Here is a 22,419-nt window from a genome sequence, read left to right as displayed (position 1 = left end):
GCCGCCAGAAGCATCACTCCCAGACATAGCGTTCATCATATTCCATTTCGTATGCTTTGAAGAACGCCCGCAATTCATCCTGAAAAGATTTCACCTGATTATGTTCTCTTTGATTCCTGATATACTGACGCACTTCTTCAACTTGCGATTTGCTGACAGAGAATGCTGCGTAGCCGCCTTGCCAGTAAAATTGAGCATATTCGGATGAAGTTCTTTTTAGCCAATCGTTCGAACTTTTCTTCAACTGGCCGACTACCTCGCTCAATGTTTCGGTGCGGGTCATAAGGAATAAGATGTGGGCGTGATCAGGTTCGGAATTGATCTCCACGGGTATACATCCATGTCCGTTCAAGATGCCGCCCATATATTCGTGTAGTTCTTTACGAATTGAGTCGGAAATCATTCGCTCGCGATTTTTGGTGGAGAAAATCAGATGGATGTAAATCTTGGCGAGCGATTGTGGCATGGAGGTTCTTGTGCCCTTTCAGGGCACGGTTTTGCAATGCTTTTATCCCAGGGCAGCGTAAAAGACAGACGCTGCCCTGGGCTGGAATCTTTTGGCCCTTTTGGGCCAAGGCACGCTCCATCACTTCTGTATCCGATACAGATGCGTTTTGCTACGGAGGATCAGCGCATCATCCACCACGGCGGGGGAAGACATGAAGCCGTCACCGAGCTTGCTCTTGGCGAGAATCTTCAATTCGCGGCCGGGTTGGAGGACGGTGATGTCGCCCGCGTGACTGAAGAGGTAGAGGCGGCCATCGACATGGAGGGGCGTGGCGGAGTAGGCACCGCCGATGCGTTCTTTCCAGATCTCCGTGCCAGCGATCGCATCGAGGCAGGTGACGATGCCATCATCGGAGACGAGGTAGAGTTCTTTGCCGATGACGATGGGTGTGGGTTTGCTCGGCACGCCTTTTAGGTATTTCCAGGCGAGGTGCGAGGTGGTCACGTCGCCTTTGCCATCGGGCTTGATGACCCAGAGTTGAGCTTTGTCAAAACAGGAGGAGACGTAGATGAGGCCGTTTTCATAAACGGGCGGTTGCACGTTGGAGTAGCCGGGGACATCGGACCACCATATCTCTTTGCCGGTGAGCGGTTCGTAGCTGCTGAGGCGGAAGCCACCGGGGCTCACGAGCTGGTCCTGGCCGTTCACGTTTATGATCGCGGGCGTGGCGTAGGCTTTGCGCTTCTGCGGATGCGCCGTACTCATGTCGTTCGAGCGATCCGTCTTCCACACCTGCTTGCCGGTGTTTTTGTCCAACGCCACGACGTAGCGAAGCTCTGTGCCGTCGCAATTCAGGATGAACAGGTTCTTGTACAGAATCGGTGAACTGCCCGGACCATTGCCGCCGTGATCGTGTGGGAGCCGTGCATTCTTCCAGAGAATCTTGCCAGTCTTGGTATCAACACATGCGGCCCCATACATGCCAAAGGCGAAATAAGCGCGGCCTTCTTCCAATGCAGGTGTGGGTGACGCGTGGCTATTCAGCGCGTGTTTAGGGGCAGGGGCAGCTACCTGAAAAAGTTCGATATTATGCAGCAGCTTTCCGCTCTCACGTTCCACGCAGATGGCGCGGAGAGATTTCCCTTCATCCGTGGCCGTAGCCATCCAGATCTGTTTTCCCAAGACCATGGGGGAGGACCAGCCTTCACCCGGAATCGCCACTTTCCAGCGCACGTTTTTATCTTCACCGAACTCTATGGGAATATTCTTACCCTGCGCATGACCTGGTTGGCCTTGGCCTAGAAACTTCGGCCAGTCAGAATCTGCAAAGGCACTTCGAGCGAGTAGGGCGACAGCAAAGAGTCCGGTGACAAGGCGCATAGGCATGAGATTTGAAGCGCCTATCTGAAAGGAAATTCAAAGAGATTCAATGCTTTCCTGACATCTGCTTCGGCAACAAACACGCGAAGTAGACCCAGTAAATCAGCGCAAACTGCAGAGGCAACCGTGCCCACAGCGCCCATTGCGGAATGGAGACACCTTCCCAGCCGTTCAAGGCGACGTTGATGTTCGCCGGGAAAATGACCACCAGCAGTACGATAAGGCACCAGCCGGTGAGGCGGCGCACGGAAGGGATGAGCACACCGATAGCTCCCATCATCTCTGCCAGCCCACTGATAATGTTCAATGCTTCATGTGCAGGCAGAGACTCGGGCATCATCGCGAGATAAGGTCGGGGATTTAGGAAGTGATTCAGCCCGGCGATGAAAAAGAATACAGCGAGAAAATAACGGGCGCGCTGACGTGTGCTTTGTTTGGGATCAGCGGACTGGTTCACTGTCGGAAAAATAACATTGCGGCGGCTCCGCGCAAGGCAAGGCCGCCGCAAATGCTCAAACCGTTTGTGTTCGCTTATACCGTCGGCTCCCAGCCGGGGCGATAGGTGCGACCCCAGAATTTCTCGGTGCCTTCCGGATTGGTGATCTTCTTTCCATCGAACTGGACGACCTTGCCGCTGCGATAGGCGATGTTCGCCAAGTGGCACAGCATGGAGCTCTTTTGCGCTTCCTCGATCTCCGAGTTCAGGCGTTCGCCGAGACGGATGGAATTGATGAAGTTCGTGAAGTGCGGGATGTCACTCGCTTTGCCCGGATTCTTGGCCACCTCTTTGCCGTTGTTATCGAAGATGATGTAACCCGAGCTGGAAACGGTCATCATGCCGCCATCGCCATAAAACTCGCAGAATGGTGGCGGTGTTGGTTTGCGCGCATGGCAGCTCGATATCTCGAGCGTGGCACCGCAATGACCGAAGTCATAGACGGCCACTCCGGTATCGGGCGTTTCCTGGTCGTCATCGAAATGATAGCGGCCGCCGTTGAAGACCACGCTCTTCGGGTGATCCACGCCGAGGCCCCAGCGAACGATGTCCAGCATGTGCGGACCATTGTTCGCCATCTCGCCACCGCCGTAGTGCCAGACCCAATGCCAGTTGTACGGTGTGAGGTTCTTCTGGTAAGGCCGCTCCGGGGTCGGGCCTTGCCAGAGCTCATAATTCAACGTTTCCGGCGGTTTCTCTGGCGTGCCCTTTTTGATGCTCTCGCGGCTGTTCGTGTAGTACGAACGCGAATTATAGATCTTGCCGATAGCCCCTTCGCGTAGCTTGGCGATGGCTTCAATCATCGCCGGATAACTGCGCCGCTGGTTGCCCATCTGCACATTGCGATTGTACTTACGCGCAGCTGCGACGATGAGTCCGGCCTCATGCGCATTGTGGCTGCCGGGTTTTTCCACATACACATGCTTGCCTGCCTTGCACGCGAGGATGGCGGCGGGTGTGTGCCAATAATTCGGTGCGGCGATGGAAATGGCATCAATCTCCGGATCGTTCAGAATCTCGCGGAAATCGGTGACCGTCTTGGGCTTGCTCGATTGAAATTTCTCCAAGTCCTTCGCCACGGCAGCCAGCTTGGCGGAGTCTACATCGCAGAGGTAAGCGATCTCTACATTCGGCACGCCCAAGTAGCCAGCAATGTGGGCACGACCGCGGCCCAAGCCCATGATGCCAACGCGCACACGGGCATTGGCACCTTTGGCCTGGCCCAGCAAGAGATTCGGCGTGGCCACAGCGATGGCACCGAGCGCGGCGGTTTGTTTCACGAATTGGCGGCGGTTCAGCGATGGTGAAGACATAGGCATGTTACAATAGGCTAAGGGCTGTCACGTGATGTGACTAAGTTAAAAATGCCTGACGGCTTCCAACAAGGGAAAATTCACGGGCATTCAGGGATGATGGTGAAATGTTGTTTTCAGTTGTGGCTGAACAGTTTTCGTCAAGGTGGTGGATTCACAGCATCGACAATTCCGCGCCCTTCCGTCATGAAATGAAGGCCATGAAACTGCCGAAGACCTTTGCGCCGATCATCGCAGAGGAGCCTTACGACGAGATGGGGCGTGAGTTTCAGCACATCTTCGGTGCATGGCTGGATGAAACGGTAGCGCGCAAGGGCGGCGATAACAGTCCGGGTCATTGCAAAGTGCTGGCCTTTCAACTCTTTCGGCGGCGTCTCGAACTCGCGCAGAAGTATCACACACAGTTCGCCAAGCAGATGCTCGCGGGCGATCGGGAGTTATGGCGAGAGCGTTACACGGGTGTAGCGGAAGGGCATTGTTCCAGCTTTGCCATTCGGCAAATGCCACGCACCGCCCGTTTCTTTTCATGGTGTGAACAGGTGGAGGAATCTCCGAATGGAGAACGGGTGTGGGATGAGAAACTCAAACCGTTTCCTGCGCTACCGTACGGTCCGCATAAACCCTTTCCCGTGATGCCAGTCTGGGGACGCCATCATCAGCCCCAGTTCCGCGCCCGTCGAGATGGACCGTTCTGGTTGCGCCGATTGCATTATAGTAAAGACGTTCACCTCATTGAACATCCGGACAATCGCTGGGTGCCGAATATCCGGCAGGAAGCTCAGCAATATTGGTCACGCGCCAATGATCCAAAGCGTAGTTTCCCTGAGCGGACGCATGACCTTGCCTCGTTTGAGTGGTTGTGGTTTTGGACTAATCCGTTTGGCCGCGCCGGTGCGCTGACAGGTGATGCGCTTTCTTTGCTGACGCAGAAACAGATGATCTTGGATGGGCATCGGGCCCATATCCGGAAGGGATATTATCATCAGGATTGCGAGGCACTTTTACTGCCTTGGGAAGACTATCTATCCAAGAGAGTGAATGATTTGCTGAAGGGATTCAGGCCACATTTCCTGATGTAAAGATGCGGGGACACAGTAATGGATGGAACGGAATTCCTTTTCTAATGAGCGGTGGCGACTTAAAAGGGCAGCATGTCAGCCAGCCAAGATACTGATCGCCCAACCGAAGCCGCCACACCGGCTGCTCTTTCGCGTAATCTGGAGATGACTTTGTTGCTGATCTTTCTGGGAATGACATTGCTGGGCTTGGCCAATGCCTTCTCTTTGATCGTCAATTCTTATGATCACAACGAAAGCCTTTATCTGACGGCGGGCTGGTTGATGGTGCATGATCACCGTCTGTATGTGGACTTTGCATTTTGGCAGATGCCGTACAGCCCGATGATCTATGCAGCTGTTTTCAAGATATTCCAGCCGGATAACCATCTGCTGGCCGGGAAAATCACGAGCTTCTTTTTTCTGGTGATGGCTGCGGTTTCATTGGCAGGACTGGTGCATCATCTGAGCAGGCGCTGGTGGTTGACTCTGGCCGTCACTGCGAGTTTTGTGCTGAATATCACAGTGGTGCGCTGTGCCATGGAGGCGTCGAACTACATCATGCCCATCGCGTTCTCACTGGCAGGGTGTTGGGCAGCAGTGGTGGGCTTGTCTTGCAGCCAAAGGACGCCAATCTGGCCCGGCATAGCCGGGTTGCTCATGGCTTTGGCTGTCGGGACCAAGCTTTACTATCTGCTGGCCGCGTTCGGTGCCGGAGTAGCCTTGCTGTGTGTGAGACGTGAGGGAGGCTTTCCCATGGTGATCAAAAAGCTGGCCGTGCCTTACATCATCGGTTTCGTGGTCGGGCTGCTGCCGGTGTTGCCTTTCTGGTTTCGCGATCCCGAGCTTTTCATGTTGAACAATCTGGGTGCGCATCACCATACCACAGCATGGTGGGTGGAAACTGCGGCGCGTTACCGGGCGAATAATATCGAACCGGGATTGCGCCTGACCTTGGCGGAGAAATCAGGCTTCACACAATCGGTGCTGGCCGAGCCGGCGAACCTCGCGTTGCTGATCACCTTGTTCGTCGCGATAAGCGTATATATAAAATCCGGGCGACAGCTGCATTTGCTATCGAGCGCCGTATTGATCGCCGCGGGCACTTTTCTCTGTGCCTGGCCAGCAGCGTTTGCTCCCACGCCCATGTGGTACCAATATCTCGGCATGCCGATAGCGTTTGGCGTATTGCTAGCGGGCGTATTGCTGGCAGGCATGACGGCGTTACAATCCCGAACAGCGTTGCTGCTCTCCTCCTTGATGACGGCGTGTTCACTTTACGGGGTGGCACCGTTCCTGAAGGAGAATTTGGTCAAGCTGAGTAACCGCTCGCAATGGGTGGCAGTGAGCCTGCCCCAGATCGCCCGGGAACTGGCCGCAAAAACGCCAGGCGCTGGCCCCGCAGGAGGACGCTTACTTTGTTTGCAACAACTTATGGCGATCGAATCCGGTCTCTGGACGCCTTATGCAGACCTGGCCTATGCGCCATTCACCTATGTCATCGCAGATCGTTTGCCGGAGCATTTGCGTCACCGCTCACACTTTCTGGGCCCGCAAGCTTTGGCGGATCTTTTGAGAAAAGAACCGCCGGCAGCGGTCCTTTCCGGATTGTACGACACCGGGTATTGGAGTGACTCTACTTTGGATCAGTGGTGCCGGGAGCAGGGGTGGGTGGGTGTTAAAAATCCGTATTCACTCCGCATCTATGTGCCACCGGTCGCGGAAAAAGGGCACGCGGAACGGGGAACGGAGAGATGAACGGCGGCGGTCGCGCAAGCCCCTTCTTCTGCGGCCGGGTCAGGGAGGGGTCTGGTAATCAAAACTCCGTCCAAGAATTGATTTTCCACTGCATCATTCCCCCGTTATCACCCAGTTTCTCGTCATAGTGGAAGTTGAAATGGCCATTATAGGAGACATTGGCCACGATCGCTGCGCCTTGGAAATCATCCACATCGCTGCCGCTGCCTTTGCCCTGCAATTCCGCGCTGGGCGCATAGACTGTCCCGACATATGTTCCGTTACCAGCGATCTTCACAACGGTGTTGTCTGACATGCCAAAGATCGACATTTTCTCCGTATCTCCGGGCATATTCAGCACGCCGTTGCCTGCTATCTTGATCTCTGCAGATGAACCTTCGCCATCACCGACATAGATTTTTAGGCTCGCTCCGGGCAGGATCGTGATGCGTGCATTACCCGTCATGACCAGTCCTTCTGTAACCCACAGTACCGCATCACCGCGTACGAGCATTTCTGCGGTTCGCGGCTGGGTGCCGCTGAGGCTGATCAAGGTCGTCTTATAATTATCGGAGTCCAGGACGTAGGCATATTGCTCGGTGGTGGTGGTCACAGCATTGGTGCTGGAGGTCGAATAGATAAAATTGGTGACCGCGTAGACGTAACGGCTGGTGGAATAGGTGTAGCTGTCGATGCGCAGATAACTATACCGTTTGGGAGAGCCGCCGTAAACATACGGGGGAATGTAAGTGCCATCGGGCGGAGCGTATTTGGCACTGCTGATCGAAGTCGTGTTGGTGACGACCGTTCCCACAGAGGATCCGGGCCAGACGGTTTCCGTCACACTGACAGTCATGGCCGAATAACTGCCCGTCGCTGGGGCAGATGTATTCGTTTTTACGACCACGTTTGTGATCACACCGCTCGCCGGGAGTGGACTGGGAAACAGGTTGGTGGTCACCGTTGTGTTGTTGACGGAGAAGTTCGTAACGGTGACCGTCACACTGGCAGGTGGTGAAAATCCGCCGGAGAATGGCGCCGTCACCGGAGGGAAAGACATGCTCAAGTCACTGGAGGCATCGCCGGTATGCGGGGAAGTGATCGTATAACCCGGGCCGGTGGCTACATCGCCTTTGATCATCTGGCCACCGGAAATGCTGCCGTTCACGGCTCCGACAAACGCATTCGATTTCGCTGTAGACGGGTTGTAAACCAACGTCACACGTGAATCGTAGCTGTCCACGATGCTGCCTGGACCGAGGACGATCGCACCTTTGGCCACAAGTCCCTTCATTCCAGTGCTCTGCCGGGAGGTCACCACCCGCACAGCGCGCACGACTTCACCTTTGCCCAAAGGGGCAGGGACATATCCATAACTGATGACCACCGGCGAGTCTGCAGGACTGATGCTGACATCGTATTCAGCATGCTGAAGAGATCCGGATTTGACGTAAACGCCATCGCTTAGCGTCCAGCCATTGGTGGCGCGGTCCCCGTTGCCGATGCTGTTGAGGTGGGCAAGCGCCTCTTCGATGCCCGCCTCGCAAGCAGGGATGGCGGCATTCCAAGATTGTGACCGCATGACGCTCAAATGCTGGGACTGTACCATGGAGAGGTAGGCGGCCAGTGTCAGCCCGATGATGGCCGAAATCACTACTGTGATGATCAGCATGCTGCCCTGCTCTCCGGCTCGGGATGAAATTCTCATTTTCATAGGCCCTAAGGATTGTTACGGATGACGATGCGCGCCGACTGAACGCTTTCAGAATTGATCAGATTGCCGAGCAGTGAACGGGAACAGGTCCAAGTGACGATGATGGATTTCGCTTCATCACTTGTGGGCGTAGGCACCTGGGTGAAGGAGTTGCTGATGACGTTCCGTTGGAACATGCTGAACTGAAGCTGATCGCAATCCTCCAACAGGACTCTGGTTTGCGTTCCGGAAGTTTCGCTCAGCGTTTTGGCGGATGGGTTAAAGGTGTATTTGAGGGTTTCACCTTGGTAGAGAAACAACACTTCATTAGTGCTGAAAGAGGTCAACCTTTCCGCAGAACGGATTTTCAGCGTCATCTGGTCAAGAGCATTGCGGCTCTGTCTGTCCAAGTCTGCATAATTGCTCATGGCGGCCAGACTCCGCGCGGTGTAAAAACTGAGGGAGGCGAAGGCGGCGAGCACGATGCCGCCGATGCCGATGGCCACCATCATCTCGACCAGCGTCATGCCCCGGACCTTGCGATGACGGTTAATACACATAATCGTGCAGGCCCTGTTGGGCCACCAAGGTTTGCATCGTGCGCGAGCGCCGGATATTGCCGTTTGTCCAGGCCACAGTCAGGGTGGCGAGCCGCAAGTTGTCGTTGTAACCAGCGGCTATAGAAGGCGTGGCAAGCTCGATGGTGCCAACGAATATAGTGCCCTCACCGCCTGGCGTGGAGAGGGCATCCACATTTGCTGCGACGGAGGAGGCATTGGTGATGGAACTGGGCATCAACCGCTCGGCAAAAGCCATAGGAATGTAGCCTGGTGTGGTGATCTCATCCCACGAATACAGGCGCAGCAGCTCGATCTTTTCGATAATGATCTGCGTGGCCCGCATGTTTTCCCGCGCGCTGGATATCACAGCGAGACCTTGCGTGATGCCTGCATACAGGCTGACAAACATCATGACCACTACAGTCATGGAAATCATGACTTCAATCAGCGTGAACGCCTGAGCACGGGCAACACGGCATTGTCTGGCTAGCGAACTGAGGTTCATGATGAGACTTTGAGGAAGCGCGACCATCTCCCGCTTCATCCCGAAACAGGCATCCAGATGACTCACGTTCCCACGATTCCAGCCTAGGTGTTCTCCAATGGTTCACCAGAGCCATTGAAGCACAAAAATGGACTCTACTCGCGTAGGGCCTTGTTGGTGGCGTCATGAACGCTCCGGGCGTAGAAGGCAGCGGCTTGTGAGCGCCTTTTTAGGGCCAATTTGTCCAGCAGGCTGCTCAAATAATTATTTACTGTTTTAGGACTAAGGGACATTTCGGCACCGATTTCCTTGTTCGTCTTTCCTTGGGACACCAGCACTAGTACCCGTTTTTCCTGAAAAGTAAGTGCATCGAATCCTGCGGCTGGCGCTTTTTCGGCTCCTCTTTTGATTCGCATTATCAGGTGATGCGTGATGGATGGCGCCACCACAGAACCTCCGGTCATGACCTGGTTGATGGCATGCACGACATCATCACCGGAAGAGTCTTTTAGCAGAAACCCGGCAGCGCCCGCAGAAATGGCCTCGAAAACCACGTCATCATCCGCAAAGGAAGTGAGGAATATCACCCGGATCCCTTTGTTCAGTGCTACTATGCTGCGACAGGCTTCAAACGCAGGTCCATCAGGCATCTGCACATCCAGCAGGACGATATCCGGGTGTAAACGGGTTGCTTGTAAAACCGCTTCCTTACCACTGGAAGCATCGCCGACGAGATCGAGCTTCGGGAATAAAGCCAGCATGGCTCTAAGTCCCACACGGACCATAGGCTGGTCATCTGCCACCAAAACACGGATTTTTTCCGAAACCGTCTCCATGATTGCAAAGAAATTGACGGGGTTAGATAATAAACCGTCGCCCCTCCTTACAATGGCCATTTGGCTGCGCAAATGGCGTGGATCAGAAAAAATCCGCTGGGGACCTCTCCGGCCATGTGGCACGGGCTGCGCGCAGTCCTGAATCAGGACAGATCAACGACCACGACCGCCGGTGGTGTCTTCTCTCACACTATCCACGCGTTGCGCGAGGTCTGTTTGCAACTCGGCCTTGATCGTCTTCAACCGCTCTTGCTGCTCTTCAGTAAATTGCCGGTGATCTTCGCGCCACCTGTTCAGGGCGTCTTTGGATTTTTCACGCAATACAGCGCGTTGTTCTTCGTTCAGCTCGGTCCCTTTGGCGATCTTCAATTCTTTTTGCGCTTCTAGATAGTCATTCCGGGCAGATTGGAACTGGGCCACCAGTTGAGAGGTCTCGGTACCGCCGCCCGCTTGGCTGGGGCGTAGGGGTTTTGTTGTTGAGGATATTGCGCCGATGACTTGAGGCCTCTCGCTCACCTTGGGTTTAGACTTTCCCTTGCCTTTGGGGTTGCCTTCAGCGGCAAGAGATGGTTGCGCCCCCGCACTGAGGCAGAACACGAATAGCAACAAAGTCGCTGCAGACCATCGGATTCCGGGCGGAGTGGAGAAATTATGTTTGCACATAAACGGTCGCATCATGCTGGTATGAAGCCAGCCTTTGCTGCACGTATCATCCTGAATATCGACTCTAAATTGTGTTCCGACAATTTTTTCAACGAACTATTACAGCCTTAATGGAAAGAGGGTGTTTCGGCCTGAAATCCACGCCTTTTAGCAGCCATTTGGCCTTAGTTTTTCCGTGCTTTTTCAGGACATGTCTCAGGAAGAATACTTAATACTATCTCCTGAAGAATCTCTCCCAGACCCTGCGAAACCTTGTTAGGATTGATTTTGTCCCATCTATGACCAAGTCCCACATCCCTTCAAAGCATGCGTTTAGCGACAATAAGTTTGCCCGGCTGCAGAGCCTTCCTTGCTATTAATAATTATTTCACACCTCATTGTCTTTGTCCCTGTTTTAGCCTACTTCAGAGATGTGCTGCCGGTCTATTTTGATTACAATGCCACCACTCCGCTTGATTCGGCGGTGAAAGCCGCGATGTTGCCGTATCTCGATGAGATCTTCGGCAACCCCTCCAGCGTGCATCAGATCGGCGTACGCGCCCGGGCACACTTGGACGAACAGCGCGACCGCCTGGCGCATCTCTGGAAATCGAAACCCAGCGAAGTCGTCTTCACCAGCGGCGGTACTGAAAGCAATAACCTCGCGATCTTCGGTGTCACGCGGATGCTGAAGAGCAAAGGCCGCCACCTCATCACGTCTTCCATCGAGCACCATGCCGCGCTGCACTGCTTTCAATATCTGCAGAAGAAAGAGGGTTTCGAGGTCACCTATCTACCGGTAGATAGCACCGGCCGCATCTCGCCGGATGACTTGGTCAACGCCATCCGTCCAGACACCGTGTTCGCCAGCCTGATGGCCGCGAATAACGAGACCGGGACCATTCAGCCCGTTGCTGAGCTGGGAAGCATCTGTCAGGAACACGGCGTCCTCTTCCATACGGATGCCGCGCAATGGATCGGCAAAGAGCCCTTTACGGACATCCGGCAGTTCAATGCCAACCTAGTCTCCGTTTGCGCCCATAAGTTTCACGGTCCGAAAGGTTCGGGCGCACTCTATATCCAATCACCTTTGCTGCCTGACCCTATCCTCTTCGGAGGCGGCCATGAGAATGAACGGCGCGCTGGAACGGAGAACATGGTTGCCATAGCTGGATTGGTAGAAGCCTTCGCCCAGAACGCTCAGAAACCGGTTTTTAACCCGAATCACCTAAAACCTCTTACCGAACAGCTACTCACAGGCTGTCTTACGGTTCCGGGAGTTCATTTTCGCGGTTCTTACACCCAGAGGTTGGCAAATACTATCTCCGTTACCGTTGAAGGATGTGATGGCATCTCTCTTATGGCCGGTTTAGACCTAGAAGGTATCTGTGCTTCGAGTGGTTCCGCGTGTTCGGCAGGTTCTTTGGAACCTTCCCATGTCATGACGGCTATGGGTGTAGAGCCGAATCAAGCTAATGCACTGGTCCGGTTTTCCCTAGGCCGGGATTCTACTGCGGAGCAAGTTGCCTATGTCTGCGACCGTTTTCCCGTGGTCGTGATGCGAATACGTGCCTGAGAATCGTTCCAAAAACCTGTTAATGAATTGCGAACAATACGAATAACTTGGACTTTTGGGAGATGCCAGCCTTGGTGGGCCTTGGTTATTCAGACCGCAATATCTTGTGTAAGTGCCTGTCAGAACCTTGACAATGTACGTTATTTTCCTTATTCACACCCCTTAATAATACGGAGTTCTTGAAAGATACTCTGTACTAGTAAGCGCGCATGAAATTCACCATCGCCAAAGACCAGCTCATTAATGGGTTGCAAGCCGTGCAAAATGTTGTCAGCACGCGCACCACGCTACCCATCCTCTCCAACGTGTTGCTGCGTGGCGAAGGGACCCGCCTCGAACTGACCGCCACAGACCTGGACGTGTCCATCTCTGGATCCGTCGAGGCGCAGATCGCCAAAGGTGGCTCTGTCACGTTACCGGTGAAACGCCTCTTCAGCATCGTGCGCGAATTACCCGCCGGTGAGATCGAACTGGAGATTGATGAGAAGAGTGTTTGCAGCCTCCGTGCTGGTGCGTCCTTCTACAAGATCAACGGTTTGGCTGCAGAAGAATTTCCTCCCCTGCCCCAGTTCAAAGAGAACAAGAAAGTCACGCTCCCGCAGGAAAAGGTGAAGGCCATGCTCAAGCGCACGTCTTTCGCCATCTCCACAGACGAGACGCGCTACGTGCTGAACGGCATCTTCGTCATCCTCAAGCAAGATAAAGTGACGATGGTGGCCACGGATGGCCGACGTCTCGCGCTCGCCGAAGAAGAGATCGGCACAGATGCCCAAGGCGAATTCATCGTTCCCACGAAAGCGATCAATGAATTGAACCGCTTGCTCGGTACTGCGGGTGAAGTGGAGATCAAGTTCACGGAGAATCAGGTGGCGTTCACGTTGAAGGATGAAAAGGGTGGCAGCATCCTGCTCATCTCGAAACTCGTGGAAGGCAACTACCCGAATTACAAGCAGGTCATTCCGCAAGAGTCCAAGGAACGCATCGCCCTCAGCCGCGAAGAACTGCTGCACGCCCTGCGCCGTGCAGAAATCATGACCAGCGAGAAGACGAACTCCGTCAAACTGACCTTCTCCAAGAATACCCTTTCCATCAATGCGAACACGCCGGAAGTCGGTGAAGGCCGTGAAAGCATTGCGGTGAACTACAAGGGCAACGATCTTTCCATCGCGTTCAATCCGACGTATATGATGGATCCGCTGAAGGCCTTGGATGGGGATGAAGTGTTCCTGGAGCTGACGGATGAGCTCAGCCCGGGCGTCATCAAGATCAATGGCCCGTTCCTCTACGTCCTCATGCCCATGCGCATGAGCTAAGCAGGAGCGTTCTAGTGCCTGCCTTGACTGGAAATCAGCGGATGGCCGCCCTTGCGGGAACCATCCTGCTGCTCGACCAGCTCACCAAATACATCGTCTTGCGCTTCCTCGGTCGCGCCGAGGAAGTGGTCATCGTCGATGGTTTTTTCAAATTCGTTCATTGGACGAATACCGGAGCTGCGTGGAGTCTTTTCCATGGAAACAATGAGATGCTGGCCATCATCTCGCTCCTCGCGTTCGGAGCGCTCGTTCTCTTCCGCCATCATTTTGAAGCGCATACCAAGCTCGGCCAGATAGCGCTCGGGCTGATGTTCGGCGGCATCTTGGGCAATCTTGTGGATCGGTTGCACCCGGATCGCTATCACGTCATCGATTTCCTCTATTTTTTTGTCTATAAGCGCGGCGGGGGTGAGGCGGGCTTTCCCGCCTTTAACATAGCCGATATAGCCATCTGCACAGGTGTAGGATTACTGTTCCTGCTTTCATGGCGGAATGGTGCGGAGGAGATGAAGAAGGCCAAGGAAGAAGAGGCTCAGGCGGTGCCCCCCTCGACTAAGGTTGATTAAAGAAACCTTCTCGTCTGTGCAATTTGCAACCAGCCGCTTTCCTGCTATAGTGAGGCTTCCTTTTTATCTATGCGTATCAAACACACTGTATTGGCCGCGATGGTTTTTTTTGGAACGACCTCTGCTTTAATCGCTGCTCCAGAGACTGAGATCCGTCACCAGTTCTCCACCGGATTCTCCTACTCGGCACCAGCGGATCTCAATATCGGTGATGTGAATGCAGGCGAGATGGACGCTTTTCACACGGATCTCAGCTACTTGCTGCGTTTTCCGACCAGTGATAGCTATGCTTGGGGCGTCGGCTTTGGATGGGAACGCTCCGGGTTCGGCCTGCCAGCCGGTGTGCCCCTACCGAACACGGTGAATGCGCTAACGTTGAATTTTCAAAATGACTGGAAATTCGCGGATAAATGGAATCTGCGTATTGATGTCCGCCCCGGCCTTTTCAGTGATCTGGAAGACATTGATGGCGGTGATGTCAACGTGCCGCTAACCGTCGGTGTTTCCTATCAGCAGAGTGCCACCCTTATGTGGGTGGCGGCGCTGAATGTGGATTACCTGCGTGATATTCCGGTGATCGGCGGTGTGGGTGTCCGTTGGCAATTCGCTCAGGATTGGACTCTTTCCCTGATTTTGCCCAAGCCAGCCTTGGAATATCAACTCAACCCGCAAACCACTCTTTTTGCTGGTGCTGAACTCATGGGCGGAGCCTATCGCGTGGCCGAGGATTTTGGTGATCGCACCGGCCGTCCTAATCTTAACGACGAGATCGTGAGCTATCGTGAGATTCGCGTGGGTGGTGGCGTGCGTGCGCGGTTGGGTAAGGGTTTTAGCGTTGCGGCAGAAGCAGGCTGGGTGGTGGATCGCCGGTTTGTCTTTGAAGATGCGGATCTTCAACTCAACGGCGATGGAGCCCTTTACTTCGGCCTCACTTTGAACGCCCGGTTCTAGGATTCAGACGGGGTTTTTCGAAAGAAAAACCAGGTAGCTTTACGGCAGCACTCAGAAAGTGCTGCCGTTTCTCATTATTTGGGAGCAAAACTTACCTCTTTCCCGTCCAAGAGTTTCTGCTAATTATTTGCGCCATCATATTGTGAAGTCGTTACGTCGTATCCTAGGAGGTTGCTGCGCCCACGCGTGGCTGATATGTGCATTTGCTCTGCTGCTCGGGGCTGGTTCAGCACAAGCGCAGGTAGCGACTGTCTCTGCCTTTCAACCCCTTTCCGGCAAACCCGGCGCCAGCGTAAAGATCACCGGTGCGAACTTCACCACGGCCAAAACGGTCACGTTTTTCGGTGTGCAGGCCGTTTTCTTCATCGAGAGCGATACCGTTCTGTATGCCACTGTGCCAGACGACGCTTTGACTGGACCGATCGGTGTCAATAACAGCATTGGTGGTGGTGCCAGCTCCACCTCGTTTGTGGTGACGCCACGTATCACGGAACTGACGCCCGACCGCGGGTTGAGCGGTCGCAACGTGCTCATCCAGGGTCACAACCTGGCCAATGTCACAAATGTTTATTTCGGTGACATTGCCACAACGTTTGTTCCTGTCAGTGACACCCAGATATCTGTGACTGTTCCGCCAGAAGCGACCAATGCTCCGGTGAAGGTCATGACTACAGCGGGTTTCACGATCACGACCAACAATTTTCTCGTCACTGGCGAGCCAATTATCCGCTCGTTCTCACCCACTGTAGCCATCTGGGGCACGATCGTGATCATCGATGGTGGCGACTTTACGGGCGTTACGAATGTGCTTTTCAACGGACAACCTGCGACCGGTTTTGCAATCACCGCGCAAAACCAAGTGCAGGCCCAAATCCCGGCTAATGCTACCAGCGGTCCGATCAAGGTGCAGACACCCGGAGGGCAAGCGACCAGTGTGACGAATCTGATCACCGGGCCAGGACCAATTGTTACAGAGTTCAGTCCCGCTGCTGGAGCAGTCGGCACCACCGTCTTGATAACGGGAGCCGGTTTCACTGGTCTCAATAGCGTTCACTTTAATAACGTGGCAGCCATTAGCGGAGCGGTGACGTCGGACTCCCAAGTACAGGCCGTTGTTCCTGCCACGGCAACAACCGGTCCGATCAAACTGACTAAGGGCACCAATTCCTTCACAACTAGCAGTAACTTTATCGTGGGTCCGGCACCCAAGATTACATCCTTGAATCTGAACAGCGGCAGCGTGGGTAGCACAGTCGTTATCGGCGGTGAAAATTTGCTGCACGCTGGCGGCGCTAATGAAGTCTATATCCGTTTCAACGGTGTGCAGGCAAATTACGCGATGACTGGTTCCGGTGGCTCTCAAGTCCATGCGACCATCCCCGCCGGAGCGACGAGTGGCTTCATCACCGCCTCGAACTCGCTCGGCGTGTCGACCAGCTCCGAATCGTTCACAGTGGTGGGCACAACGCCCTCGATAATAGATTTCTCGCCGAAATCTGGTTCTCCCGGTTCTATCGTCACGCTGTTCGGTTACGGTTTCAACGGAGCGTCCTCGGTCAAATTGAACAATCAGTCAGTAAATTATACCGTCACATCCATCAGCGGCACCAACCAGATATCGACGACTCTTCCGGCAGATGCCACGACTGGCAGTTTTTCCGTCACCACTTCTGGCGGCACCGGCAGCAGCACCAATCTCTTCTATGTCTGGCCGCACATCGGCAGCTTCGGGCCAGTGAAAGCCACCGCGCTCTCCACCCTCACGCTTACTGGCGTCAATTTCACCGCCACCATGGAGGTGCGCATCGGTGAAGTGGTGATCACGCCGCAGTTGGTGAACAACACACGCGTCAGCTTCTTTGTCCCGGAGAGTTGTGTCAGCGCACCCATCACCATCAAGACACCGGCAGGCCTCATGACCACCATCACAAACTTCGCCATGCTGCCCAAGCTGGATGCGCTCGTGCCTGATCGCGGCCGCGCGGGTGACAGCGTGATGATCCAAGGCTCCGGCCTCTTCAACGTCACCAGCGTGAAGTTCAATGGCATCGCGACCACTTACACGAATAATTCCGTGAACCTCATTACTGCCACGGTCCCTGCCGGAGTCACCTCCGGCACGGTCGAAGTCATCACGGGTGAAGGTACCGCCGTGTCCACAATGCCTTTCCTGGTATTTCCGACTGTCACGGATCTCAGTCCCCGGGCCGGGCCTCACGGCACGACGGTCACCTTGGAGGGCATCAATCTTCTGGATGTCACGAATGTGACCTTCTCCTTCACCCCGGCGACCTTCACGGTGGAATCCGGCACCCGCCTCACGCTCACGATACCGACGGCTCCGTCCGGCAATGTCCGGCTCTTCAATCCGGCGGGCATCACGGTGGTGAATCCCGGCTTTGTCATACTGCCGAGCATGTCAACGCTGCTGTCAGCGAACGGCAAGCTGGTGATCCAATGGCCGGTGGATTCGCCCAGTTTCCAACTGCAACATAGCGAAACAATCGCGCCGCCGTCATGGATAACCTATTTCGGCACGGTGCATACCATAGGAAATCTTCGCACCGTGACAAACACATTGGAGGGGAGCAGGTTCTTCCGCCTCAAATACACCTTTCCCGAGTGACGTTTTTTAAAGTGAATTAGTTTTCTCAGGGCGTTACGGCATCGCTGGAAAAAGCGTACGCCCTGGTCCCATTCTCCACCGGCAGGCCGAACTGGCGCAGGCTGTTCTTCAGGCTGCGAAGCAACGCGCCGAACTGCCTCTCGTGCTCAAAGTAAACGAAGGAAACACGCCAGGGAGAAGCCGTGGTGGGAACAGGGACGTCCGTGACTTCGCTCTCACCCGGAAGAACTGCCGGGCCAGGAACAGGATGGGACTGATGGATGTTGGTCAACGTTCGCCAGCCAGTAGGAGTCTGGATCTGTATCTCGGAGAACCACGCACGTTCGATCGGGAAAGAAGAATTGTTCTGCACATCGAACTGAGCAAGCCGGACGCCGGCCGAGTTGGTGGTGATACTCTGAAACCTGATGTCGATGGCAATATAGGCGGGGCGCGATTGGGACCGCTTTATGCCGATGAACGCAAGCAGCAGCAAAGCGACCACGCCGAGCAACAGTTTGTGCTTCTGGGAAAGGAACATCCACCAAAAGGTTTAGTTCATGGATGCCAACGCACAAGGACAAAGCGGCAACGAATACTTCCCAGAAACGCGAAGCGGCCTTAGAATGTTTCCATGCGCCATCGTTTTCTTTTCGCACTCGGCCTTATGTTCATGTTTGCGTCGCAAACGTTTGCCCAGACTAATACCGCCCCCCGTTTCAATACCAGGTTTGAAGGTGCATCCCTCGGCAAGATCGTGGCCGTGAACGAAAATGAGTTTCGCTGCGCGTTGGTGGGCCAGTATGACGAGCGGGGTCGCAACCGGCAGGTGAGCTGGTTCTACTTCCGCCTGGATAACGTGGCGAAACGCCCGCTCACGCTGACCTTCACCGAACTTGAGGGCGAGTACAACGATAAGCCTGGTTCAGTCTCCACGGATAAAGAGGATCAACCCGTTATCAGTTACGACCAGCAGACTTGGCACTACCAGACGAATACCTCGTGGAACACTGAGGCGAAGGAGATGACGCTGCGTTTCACACCCGAGCAAGACACTGTATGGGTCGCCCTGCTGGTGCCATACACCCATTCCAAGTTGTTAAAATTATTGGATGAAGTAGATCATTCTCCGCACGCGACGGTGGAAGTCTTCGGGCGTACTGTGCAAGGCCGCGATCTGCATCTCGTCACCGTCACGAATCCCGACATCCCGAACGCGCAGAAGAAAACCGTATGGCTGCAAGCGCGCCAGCATGCTTGGGAGACGGGGACTTCGTTCACCATGGAAGGGGCGCTGCGCTGGGTGATCTCTGATGATCCGGTGGCGAAGGAGCTGAGGGACAAGGTCATCTTCAAATTCACGCCCATGCTGGACCCGGATGGTTGCGCCACCGGCCAGGTGCGTTTCAATGCGAACGGCTATGATGTGAACCGCCACTGGAACAAGGTGGATCTGCAACACAAAGAATTTCTGAAGCTGATGCCGGAGATCTGGTATGCGAAGAAAACGATCCTCGCTCACCACGCGCAATATCCCATCGCCGTGATGGTAAACCTGCACAATACCAAGACGGAATACATCGATACGCAAGCGAGCGATGAAGCCTCCCAGGCGATGTTCCAGAAGCTGTTCGATAACCTGCAGGCCAAGACGCTGTTTGATCCCACGCGCAAACTGGGCATCCGGTTGCAGACTTCAGGTGATGCGAATTCGATGTATCACGATGCGAAGGTGCCCGTGGCGTTGATGGAATTGCGCACGCTCAAAGGCCCGAAGCTGGGACGTTATACAACACATGAAGACCGGTTGAAGTATGGGGCGCAACTCATCCGGGTGATGGCGGAGACGGTAGTGGAGTAGCCGCAGTTGGCTGAAGCGGGTCGTGATCGTAGAAATAATGAAGATCACTCCATCAACTTCTTGGAACGATCACGCCCCGAAATCTTTCCATTGCCCTCCATATTCGCACGTGTAGTCTAGACTGCTTCGCTGTATAGTATTGGCAGCGTAAAGCAGATTGATTGATGTCCGCCTTAGCACCAACTGAATCGACGACCGCCCAGCCAGCCGCTGGCAAAGTCCCCCTGCGCCTGCCTGAATTGCTCGCTCCCGCCGGGGATTGGGAATGCGCCAAGGCCGCCGTGGAAAACGGCGCGGACGCCATCTTCTTCGGCCTCGATAAATTCAACGCGCGGATGCGGGCGCACAACTTCACCGAGGCCGATCTGCCGAAGCTGATGGAGTTTCTGCATCGGCGCGGCGTGCGCGGTTATGTGACGTTCAATACGCTCGTCTTCGCGAATGAGCTGGAAGCGGCGGAACAATATCTGCGCTCCATCATCGCGGCGGGTGTGGATGCCGCCATCGTGCAAGACGTGGGCATCTGCCGTCTCATCCGCAAGCTCTCTCCCGATTTTCCGATCCACGCTTCCACGCAGATGACGGTCACCAGCGCGGCGGGTGTGGATTTCGCCAAAGAACTCGGCTGCAATCTTGTGGTGCTTGCGCGCGAATGTTCCATCGCCGAGATCGAAAAGATTCAGGCAGGGCAGGCTGGTTCCGAGTTTCTAGTTTCTGGTTTCGAGTCTAATAAACAGAAACCAGAAACCAAAAACACGAAACTTCCGCTCGAGGTTTTCGTGCATGGCGCTTTGTGTGTGGCCTATTCCGGTCAGTGCCTGACGAGCGAATCGCTCGGTGGTCGTTCGGCGAATCGCGGGGAGTGCGCGCAAGCGTGCCGCATGCCTTATGATTTGATCTCCGATGGCACCCAAGTGCCGCTCGGTGACAAGCGCTACCTCCTCAGCCCGCAAGATCTCGCGGGCTTGGAAGTGTTGCCGCAGTTGGTACGCAGCGGCGTGGCCTCGCTCAAGATTGAAGGCCGTCTCAAATCGCCTGAATACGTTGCAAGCATCACGCGCGTCTATCGCCAAGCGCTCGATAAGATTGGTTCCGAGTTAGGGGTTTCTGGTTTCGAGTCGCCGAAAGCATCCGTCAGCACCAAACCCGAAACTAGAAACGCGAAACCCGAAATCTCCGCCAAATACGAGCTGGAGATGTCCTTCTCGCGCGGGTTGTTCACTGGTTGGTTTGAGGGGATCGATAATCAACGGCTGGTGCATGCGCGCTTCGGGAAGAAACGCGGCGTGTATCTCGGCAAGGTCGTGCGCGTGCTAGGTGAGCGCGTCATCGTGAAGCTGGAAGGCGCATTGAAGCCCGGTGATGGCGTGGTGTTTGATGCGGGCAAACCGGAAGAGGGCGAAGAAGGCGGACGCGTTTACGAGATTTTTGAATCACGCACGGTGACACCCGGAGCGCGTGAAGTGGGGCTGACGTTCAAGCACGGCTCGCTCAAGTTCGCGCGCATCCAAGCGGGCCACATCCTCTGGAAGACGAATGATCCGGAACTGGACAAGCGCGTGCGGCAGACGTTCGAGGGCGAGCAGATCCGTTATCAGCGTCCCATCTCGATGGAAGTGCATGGGCTGGCGGGCAAGCCGTTCACACTCATCGCGCGGGATGAGAATGGGCACATCGTGCAGAAGCAATCCGAGGTGATGCTGGCGGTCGCCGAGAAAACGCCACTGAGCACGGAACGCTTGAAGGAGCAGCTTGGTCGCCTCGGTGGCACGCCATTCCGCTTAGGCGAACTCACGAATCATCTCGAGGGGAATGTCATCTTGCCGGTGAGTGAGTTGAACCGCATCCGGCGGGAAGTAGCAGCGGAATTGGAAGCACAGTGCGCCGCGCCGAAGCGGTGGACACTCACCCCCGACCCGGTAGGGACGCGGTGCTCCGCGTCCGTGGCCTTTTCCGCAGCCGCGGCTGATAATGCGCAACGGCAGCCGCAGAATAGCGAACTCATCATCCTCGTGCGCAATCTCGCGCAACTGGAGACGGCGCTGCAATGCGGCGCGGAGACAATCTATTGCGAATTCGAAGACCCGAAGAAATATCGTGAAGCGGTGACGCTGTATCACACGGCGCGTGGATGCAAGGTGCCGATGAGCAGCTCGCAGGCTGGCATCTTCGTGCTGCCGCCGCGTATCTTCAAATCCGGTGAGGAATGGATTCTGAAGCTGGTGCAGTCCAGCAATGCGGATGGTTATGTGGTCCGCAATTACGAGCACCTGCGCTACTTCGCCGGTTCACGTCTGCGCGGGGATTTCTCGCTGAACGTGGCGAATCCGCTCACGGCGGAGTATTTCATCCAACGGTATGGTTTGGAGCGCGTCACGGCTTCATATGACCTCAACGTGACGCAGCTTGAGGCATTGCTCTCGGCCACGCCCGAGCAGTATCTGGAGATCACGCTGCACCAGCACATGCCGATGTTCCATATGGAACATTGCGTCTTCTGCGCCTTCCTCTCGAAGGGCAAGGATTACCACGATTGCGGTCGCCCGTGCGAGAAGCACGACGTGCGCTTGCGCGATCGCGTAGGCGCGTTGCATTCATTGAAGGCGGATGCAGGTTGCCGTAACACGGTGTTCAATTCCATGGCGCAGACGGGTGCGGAATATTTCGAGCGCATGGTGGCCTTGGGCGCGCGCCAGTTCCGCATCGATTTCCTGAACGAAACACCGGAGCAAGTCACGCACACCATTGCGAAGTATCGCCAACTCTTGCGCGGTGAAATCACCGGACAACAGCTCTGGCGTGAATTGAAACTGGTGAGCCAGCTAGGCGTGACGCGCGGGCAATTGGAGGGATTGCGGATTGAGCCGACACAACGGAAATAAGGGACGCATATGGTTTTCGAT

Annotated in this window: 19 protein-coding genes; 9 read left to right on the top strand and 10 right to left on the bottom strand. The window is 55.0% G+C overall.

Annotated features, from left to right (window positions below):
- Positions 1–13: 13 nt before the first annotated feature.
- The 4 genes from tnpA to VGH19_15785 form a co-directional block, all read right to left on the bottom strand.
- On the bottom strand, positions 14–466 hold the full coding sequence (tnpA, locus tag VGH19_15800; GenBank protein HEY1172832.1) for an IS200/IS605 family transposase: 453 nt from the start codon (positions 464–466) through the stop codon (positions 14–16).
- Between the two features lie 120 nt (positions 467–586).
- Positions 587–1,834, bottom strand: a complete 1,248-nt coding sequence (locus VGH19_15795; protein ID HEY1172831.1) for a PQQ-binding-like beta-propeller repeat protein — start codon at positions 1,832–1,834, stop codon at positions 587–589.
- A 40-nt stretch (positions 1,835–1,874) separates the two neighbouring features.
- On the bottom strand, positions 1,875–2,285 hold the full coding sequence (locus VGH19_15790; GenBank protein ID HEY1172830.1) for a DoxX family protein: 411 nt from the start codon (positions 2,283–2,285) through the stop codon (positions 1,875–1,877).
- Positions 2,286–2,359: 74 nt separating this feature from the next.
- Complete coding sequence (locus tag VGH19_15785) at positions 2,360–3,637, bottom strand: Gfo/Idh/MocA family oxidoreductase (GenBank protein ID HEY1172829.1); 1,278 nt, start codon at positions 3,635–3,637, stop codon at positions 2,360–2,362.
- A gap of 200 nt (positions 3,638–3,837) precedes the next feature.
- Here VGH19_15785 and VGH19_15780 point away from each other — a divergent pair, with 200 nt between their 5' ends.
- Together VGH19_15780 and VGH19_15775 are read left to right on the top strand one after the other, a co-directional pair.
- On the top strand, positions 3,838–4,716 hold the full coding sequence (locus VGH19_15780; GenBank protein ID HEY1172828.1) for a hypothetical protein: 879 nt from the start codon (positions 3,838–3,840) through the stop codon (positions 4,714–4,716).
- A 171-nt stretch (positions 4,717–4,887) separates the two neighbouring features.
- Positions 4,888–6,450, top strand: coding sequence for a hypothetical protein (locus VGH19_15775; protein ID HEY1172827.1), 1,563 nt, complete (start codon positions 4,888–4,890; stop codon positions 6,448–6,450).
- A gap of 58 nt (positions 6,451–6,508) precedes the next feature.
- Here the strand turns inward: VGH19_15775 and VGH19_15770 are convergent, their stop codons facing one another.
- From VGH19_15770 to VGH19_15750, 5 genes are all read right to left on the bottom strand, one after another.
- On the bottom strand, positions 6,509–8,101 hold the full coding sequence (locus tag VGH19_15770; GenBank protein HEY1172826.1) for a hypothetical protein: 1,593 nt from the start codon (positions 8,099–8,101) through the stop codon (positions 6,509–6,511).
- 47 nt (positions 8,102–8,148) lie between these two features.
- Complete coding sequence (locus VGH19_15765; protein HEY1172825.1) at positions 8,149–8,682, bottom strand: prepilin-type N-terminal cleavage/methylation domain-containing protein; 534 nt, start codon at positions 8,680–8,682, stop codon at positions 8,149–8,151.
- The gene (locus VGH19_15760; GenBank protein HEY1172824.1) at positions 8,672–9,187 is read right to left on the bottom strand and encodes a prepilin-type N-terminal cleavage/methylation domain-containing protein; all 516 of its coding nucleotides are present in this window, start codon (positions 9,185–9,187) and stop codon (positions 8,672–8,674) included. Before VGH19_15760 ends, VGH19_15765 begins: the two co-directional genes overlap by 11 nt.
- 134 nt (positions 9,188–9,321) lie before the next feature.
- Entirely contained in the window at positions 9,322–10,062 is a 741-nt protein-coding gene (locus VGH19_15755; GenBank protein ID HEY1172823.1) for a response regulator transcription factor, read from the bottom strand.
- Positions 10,063–10,155: 93 nt separating this feature from the next.
- Positions 10,156–10,680, bottom strand: coding sequence for a hypothetical protein (locus tag VGH19_15750; protein HEY1172822.1), 525 nt, complete (start codon positions 10,678–10,680; stop codon positions 10,156–10,158).
- Between the two features lie 397 nt (positions 10,681–11,077).
- Here VGH19_15750 and VGH19_15745 point away from each other — a divergent pair, with 397 nt between their 5' ends.
- The 5 genes from VGH19_15745 to VGH19_15725 all read left to right on the top strand — a co-directional run bounded on the left by VGH19_15745 (position 11,078) and on the right by VGH19_15725 (position 17,676).
- Positions 11,078–12,220, top strand: coding sequence for a cysteine desulfurase family protein (locus VGH19_15745; protein HEY1172821.1), 1,143 nt, complete (start codon positions 11,078–11,080; stop codon positions 12,218–12,220).
- 209 nt (positions 12,221–12,429) lie between these two features.
- The gene (dnaN, locus tag VGH19_15740; protein HEY1172820.1) at positions 12,430–13,533 is read left to right on the top strand and encodes a DNA polymerase III subunit beta; all 1,104 of its coding nucleotides are present in this window, start codon (positions 12,430–12,432) and stop codon (positions 13,531–13,533) included.
- A gap of 41 nt (positions 13,534–13,574) precedes the next feature.
- Positions 13,575–14,099 carry a signal peptidase II gene (gene lspA, locus VGH19_15735; GenBank protein ID HEY1172819.1) on the top strand — a complete coding sequence of 175 codons (525 nt, stop codon included), beginning with the start codon at positions 13,575–13,577 and terminating at the stop codon, positions 14,097–14,099.
- A gap of 69 nt (positions 14,100–14,168) precedes the next feature.
- Positions 14,169–15,050: a DUF6268 family outer membrane beta-barrel protein gene (locus VGH19_15730; GenBank protein ID HEY1172818.1), complete on the top strand. Its 882-nt coding sequence runs from the start codon at positions 14,169–14,171 to the stop codon at positions 15,048–15,050.
- A gap of 127 nt (positions 15,051–15,177) precedes the next feature.
- Positions 15,178–17,676 (top strand): IPT/TIG domain-containing protein, encoded by a 2,499-nt coding sequence (locus VGH19_15725; GenBank protein HEY1172817.1) that lies wholly within the window; start codon positions 15,178–15,180, stop codon positions 17,674–17,676.
- Between the two features lie 25 nt (positions 17,677–17,701).
- Here the strand turns inward: VGH19_15725 and VGH19_15720 are convergent, their stop codons facing one another.
- Positions 17,702–18,196 carry a hypothetical protein gene (locus tag VGH19_15720; protein ID HEY1172816.1) on the bottom strand — a complete coding sequence of 165 codons (495 nt, stop codon included), beginning with the start codon at positions 18,194–18,196 and terminating at the stop codon, positions 17,702–17,704.
- 93 nt (positions 18,197–18,289) lie between these two features.
- Between VGH19_15720 and VGH19_15715 the strand changes: the two genes are divergently transcribed.
- Together VGH19_15715 and VGH19_15710 are read left to right on the top strand one after the other, a co-directional pair.
- On the top strand, positions 18,290–19,516 hold the full coding sequence (locus VGH19_15715) for a M14-type cytosolic carboxypeptidase (GenBank protein ID HEY1172815.1): 1,227 nt from the start codon (positions 18,290–18,292) through the stop codon (positions 19,514–19,516).
- A 164-nt stretch (positions 19,517–19,680) separates the two neighbouring features.
- On the top strand, positions 19,681–22,398 hold the full coding sequence (locus VGH19_15710; GenBank protein ID HEY1172814.1) for a DUF3656 domain-containing protein: 2,718 nt from the start codon (positions 19,681–19,683) through the stop codon (positions 22,396–22,398).
- Positions 22,399–22,419: the final 21 nt, after the last annotated feature.

It is taken from the genome of Verrucomicrobiia bacterium (assembly GCA_036405135.1).
GTDB lineage: Bacteria > Verrucomicrobiota > Verrucomicrobiia > Limisphaerales > JAEYXS01 > JAEYXS01.
Note: the sequence above shows the minus strand (reverse complement) of the source record. Positions and strands in the feature narration are given on the sequence as shown.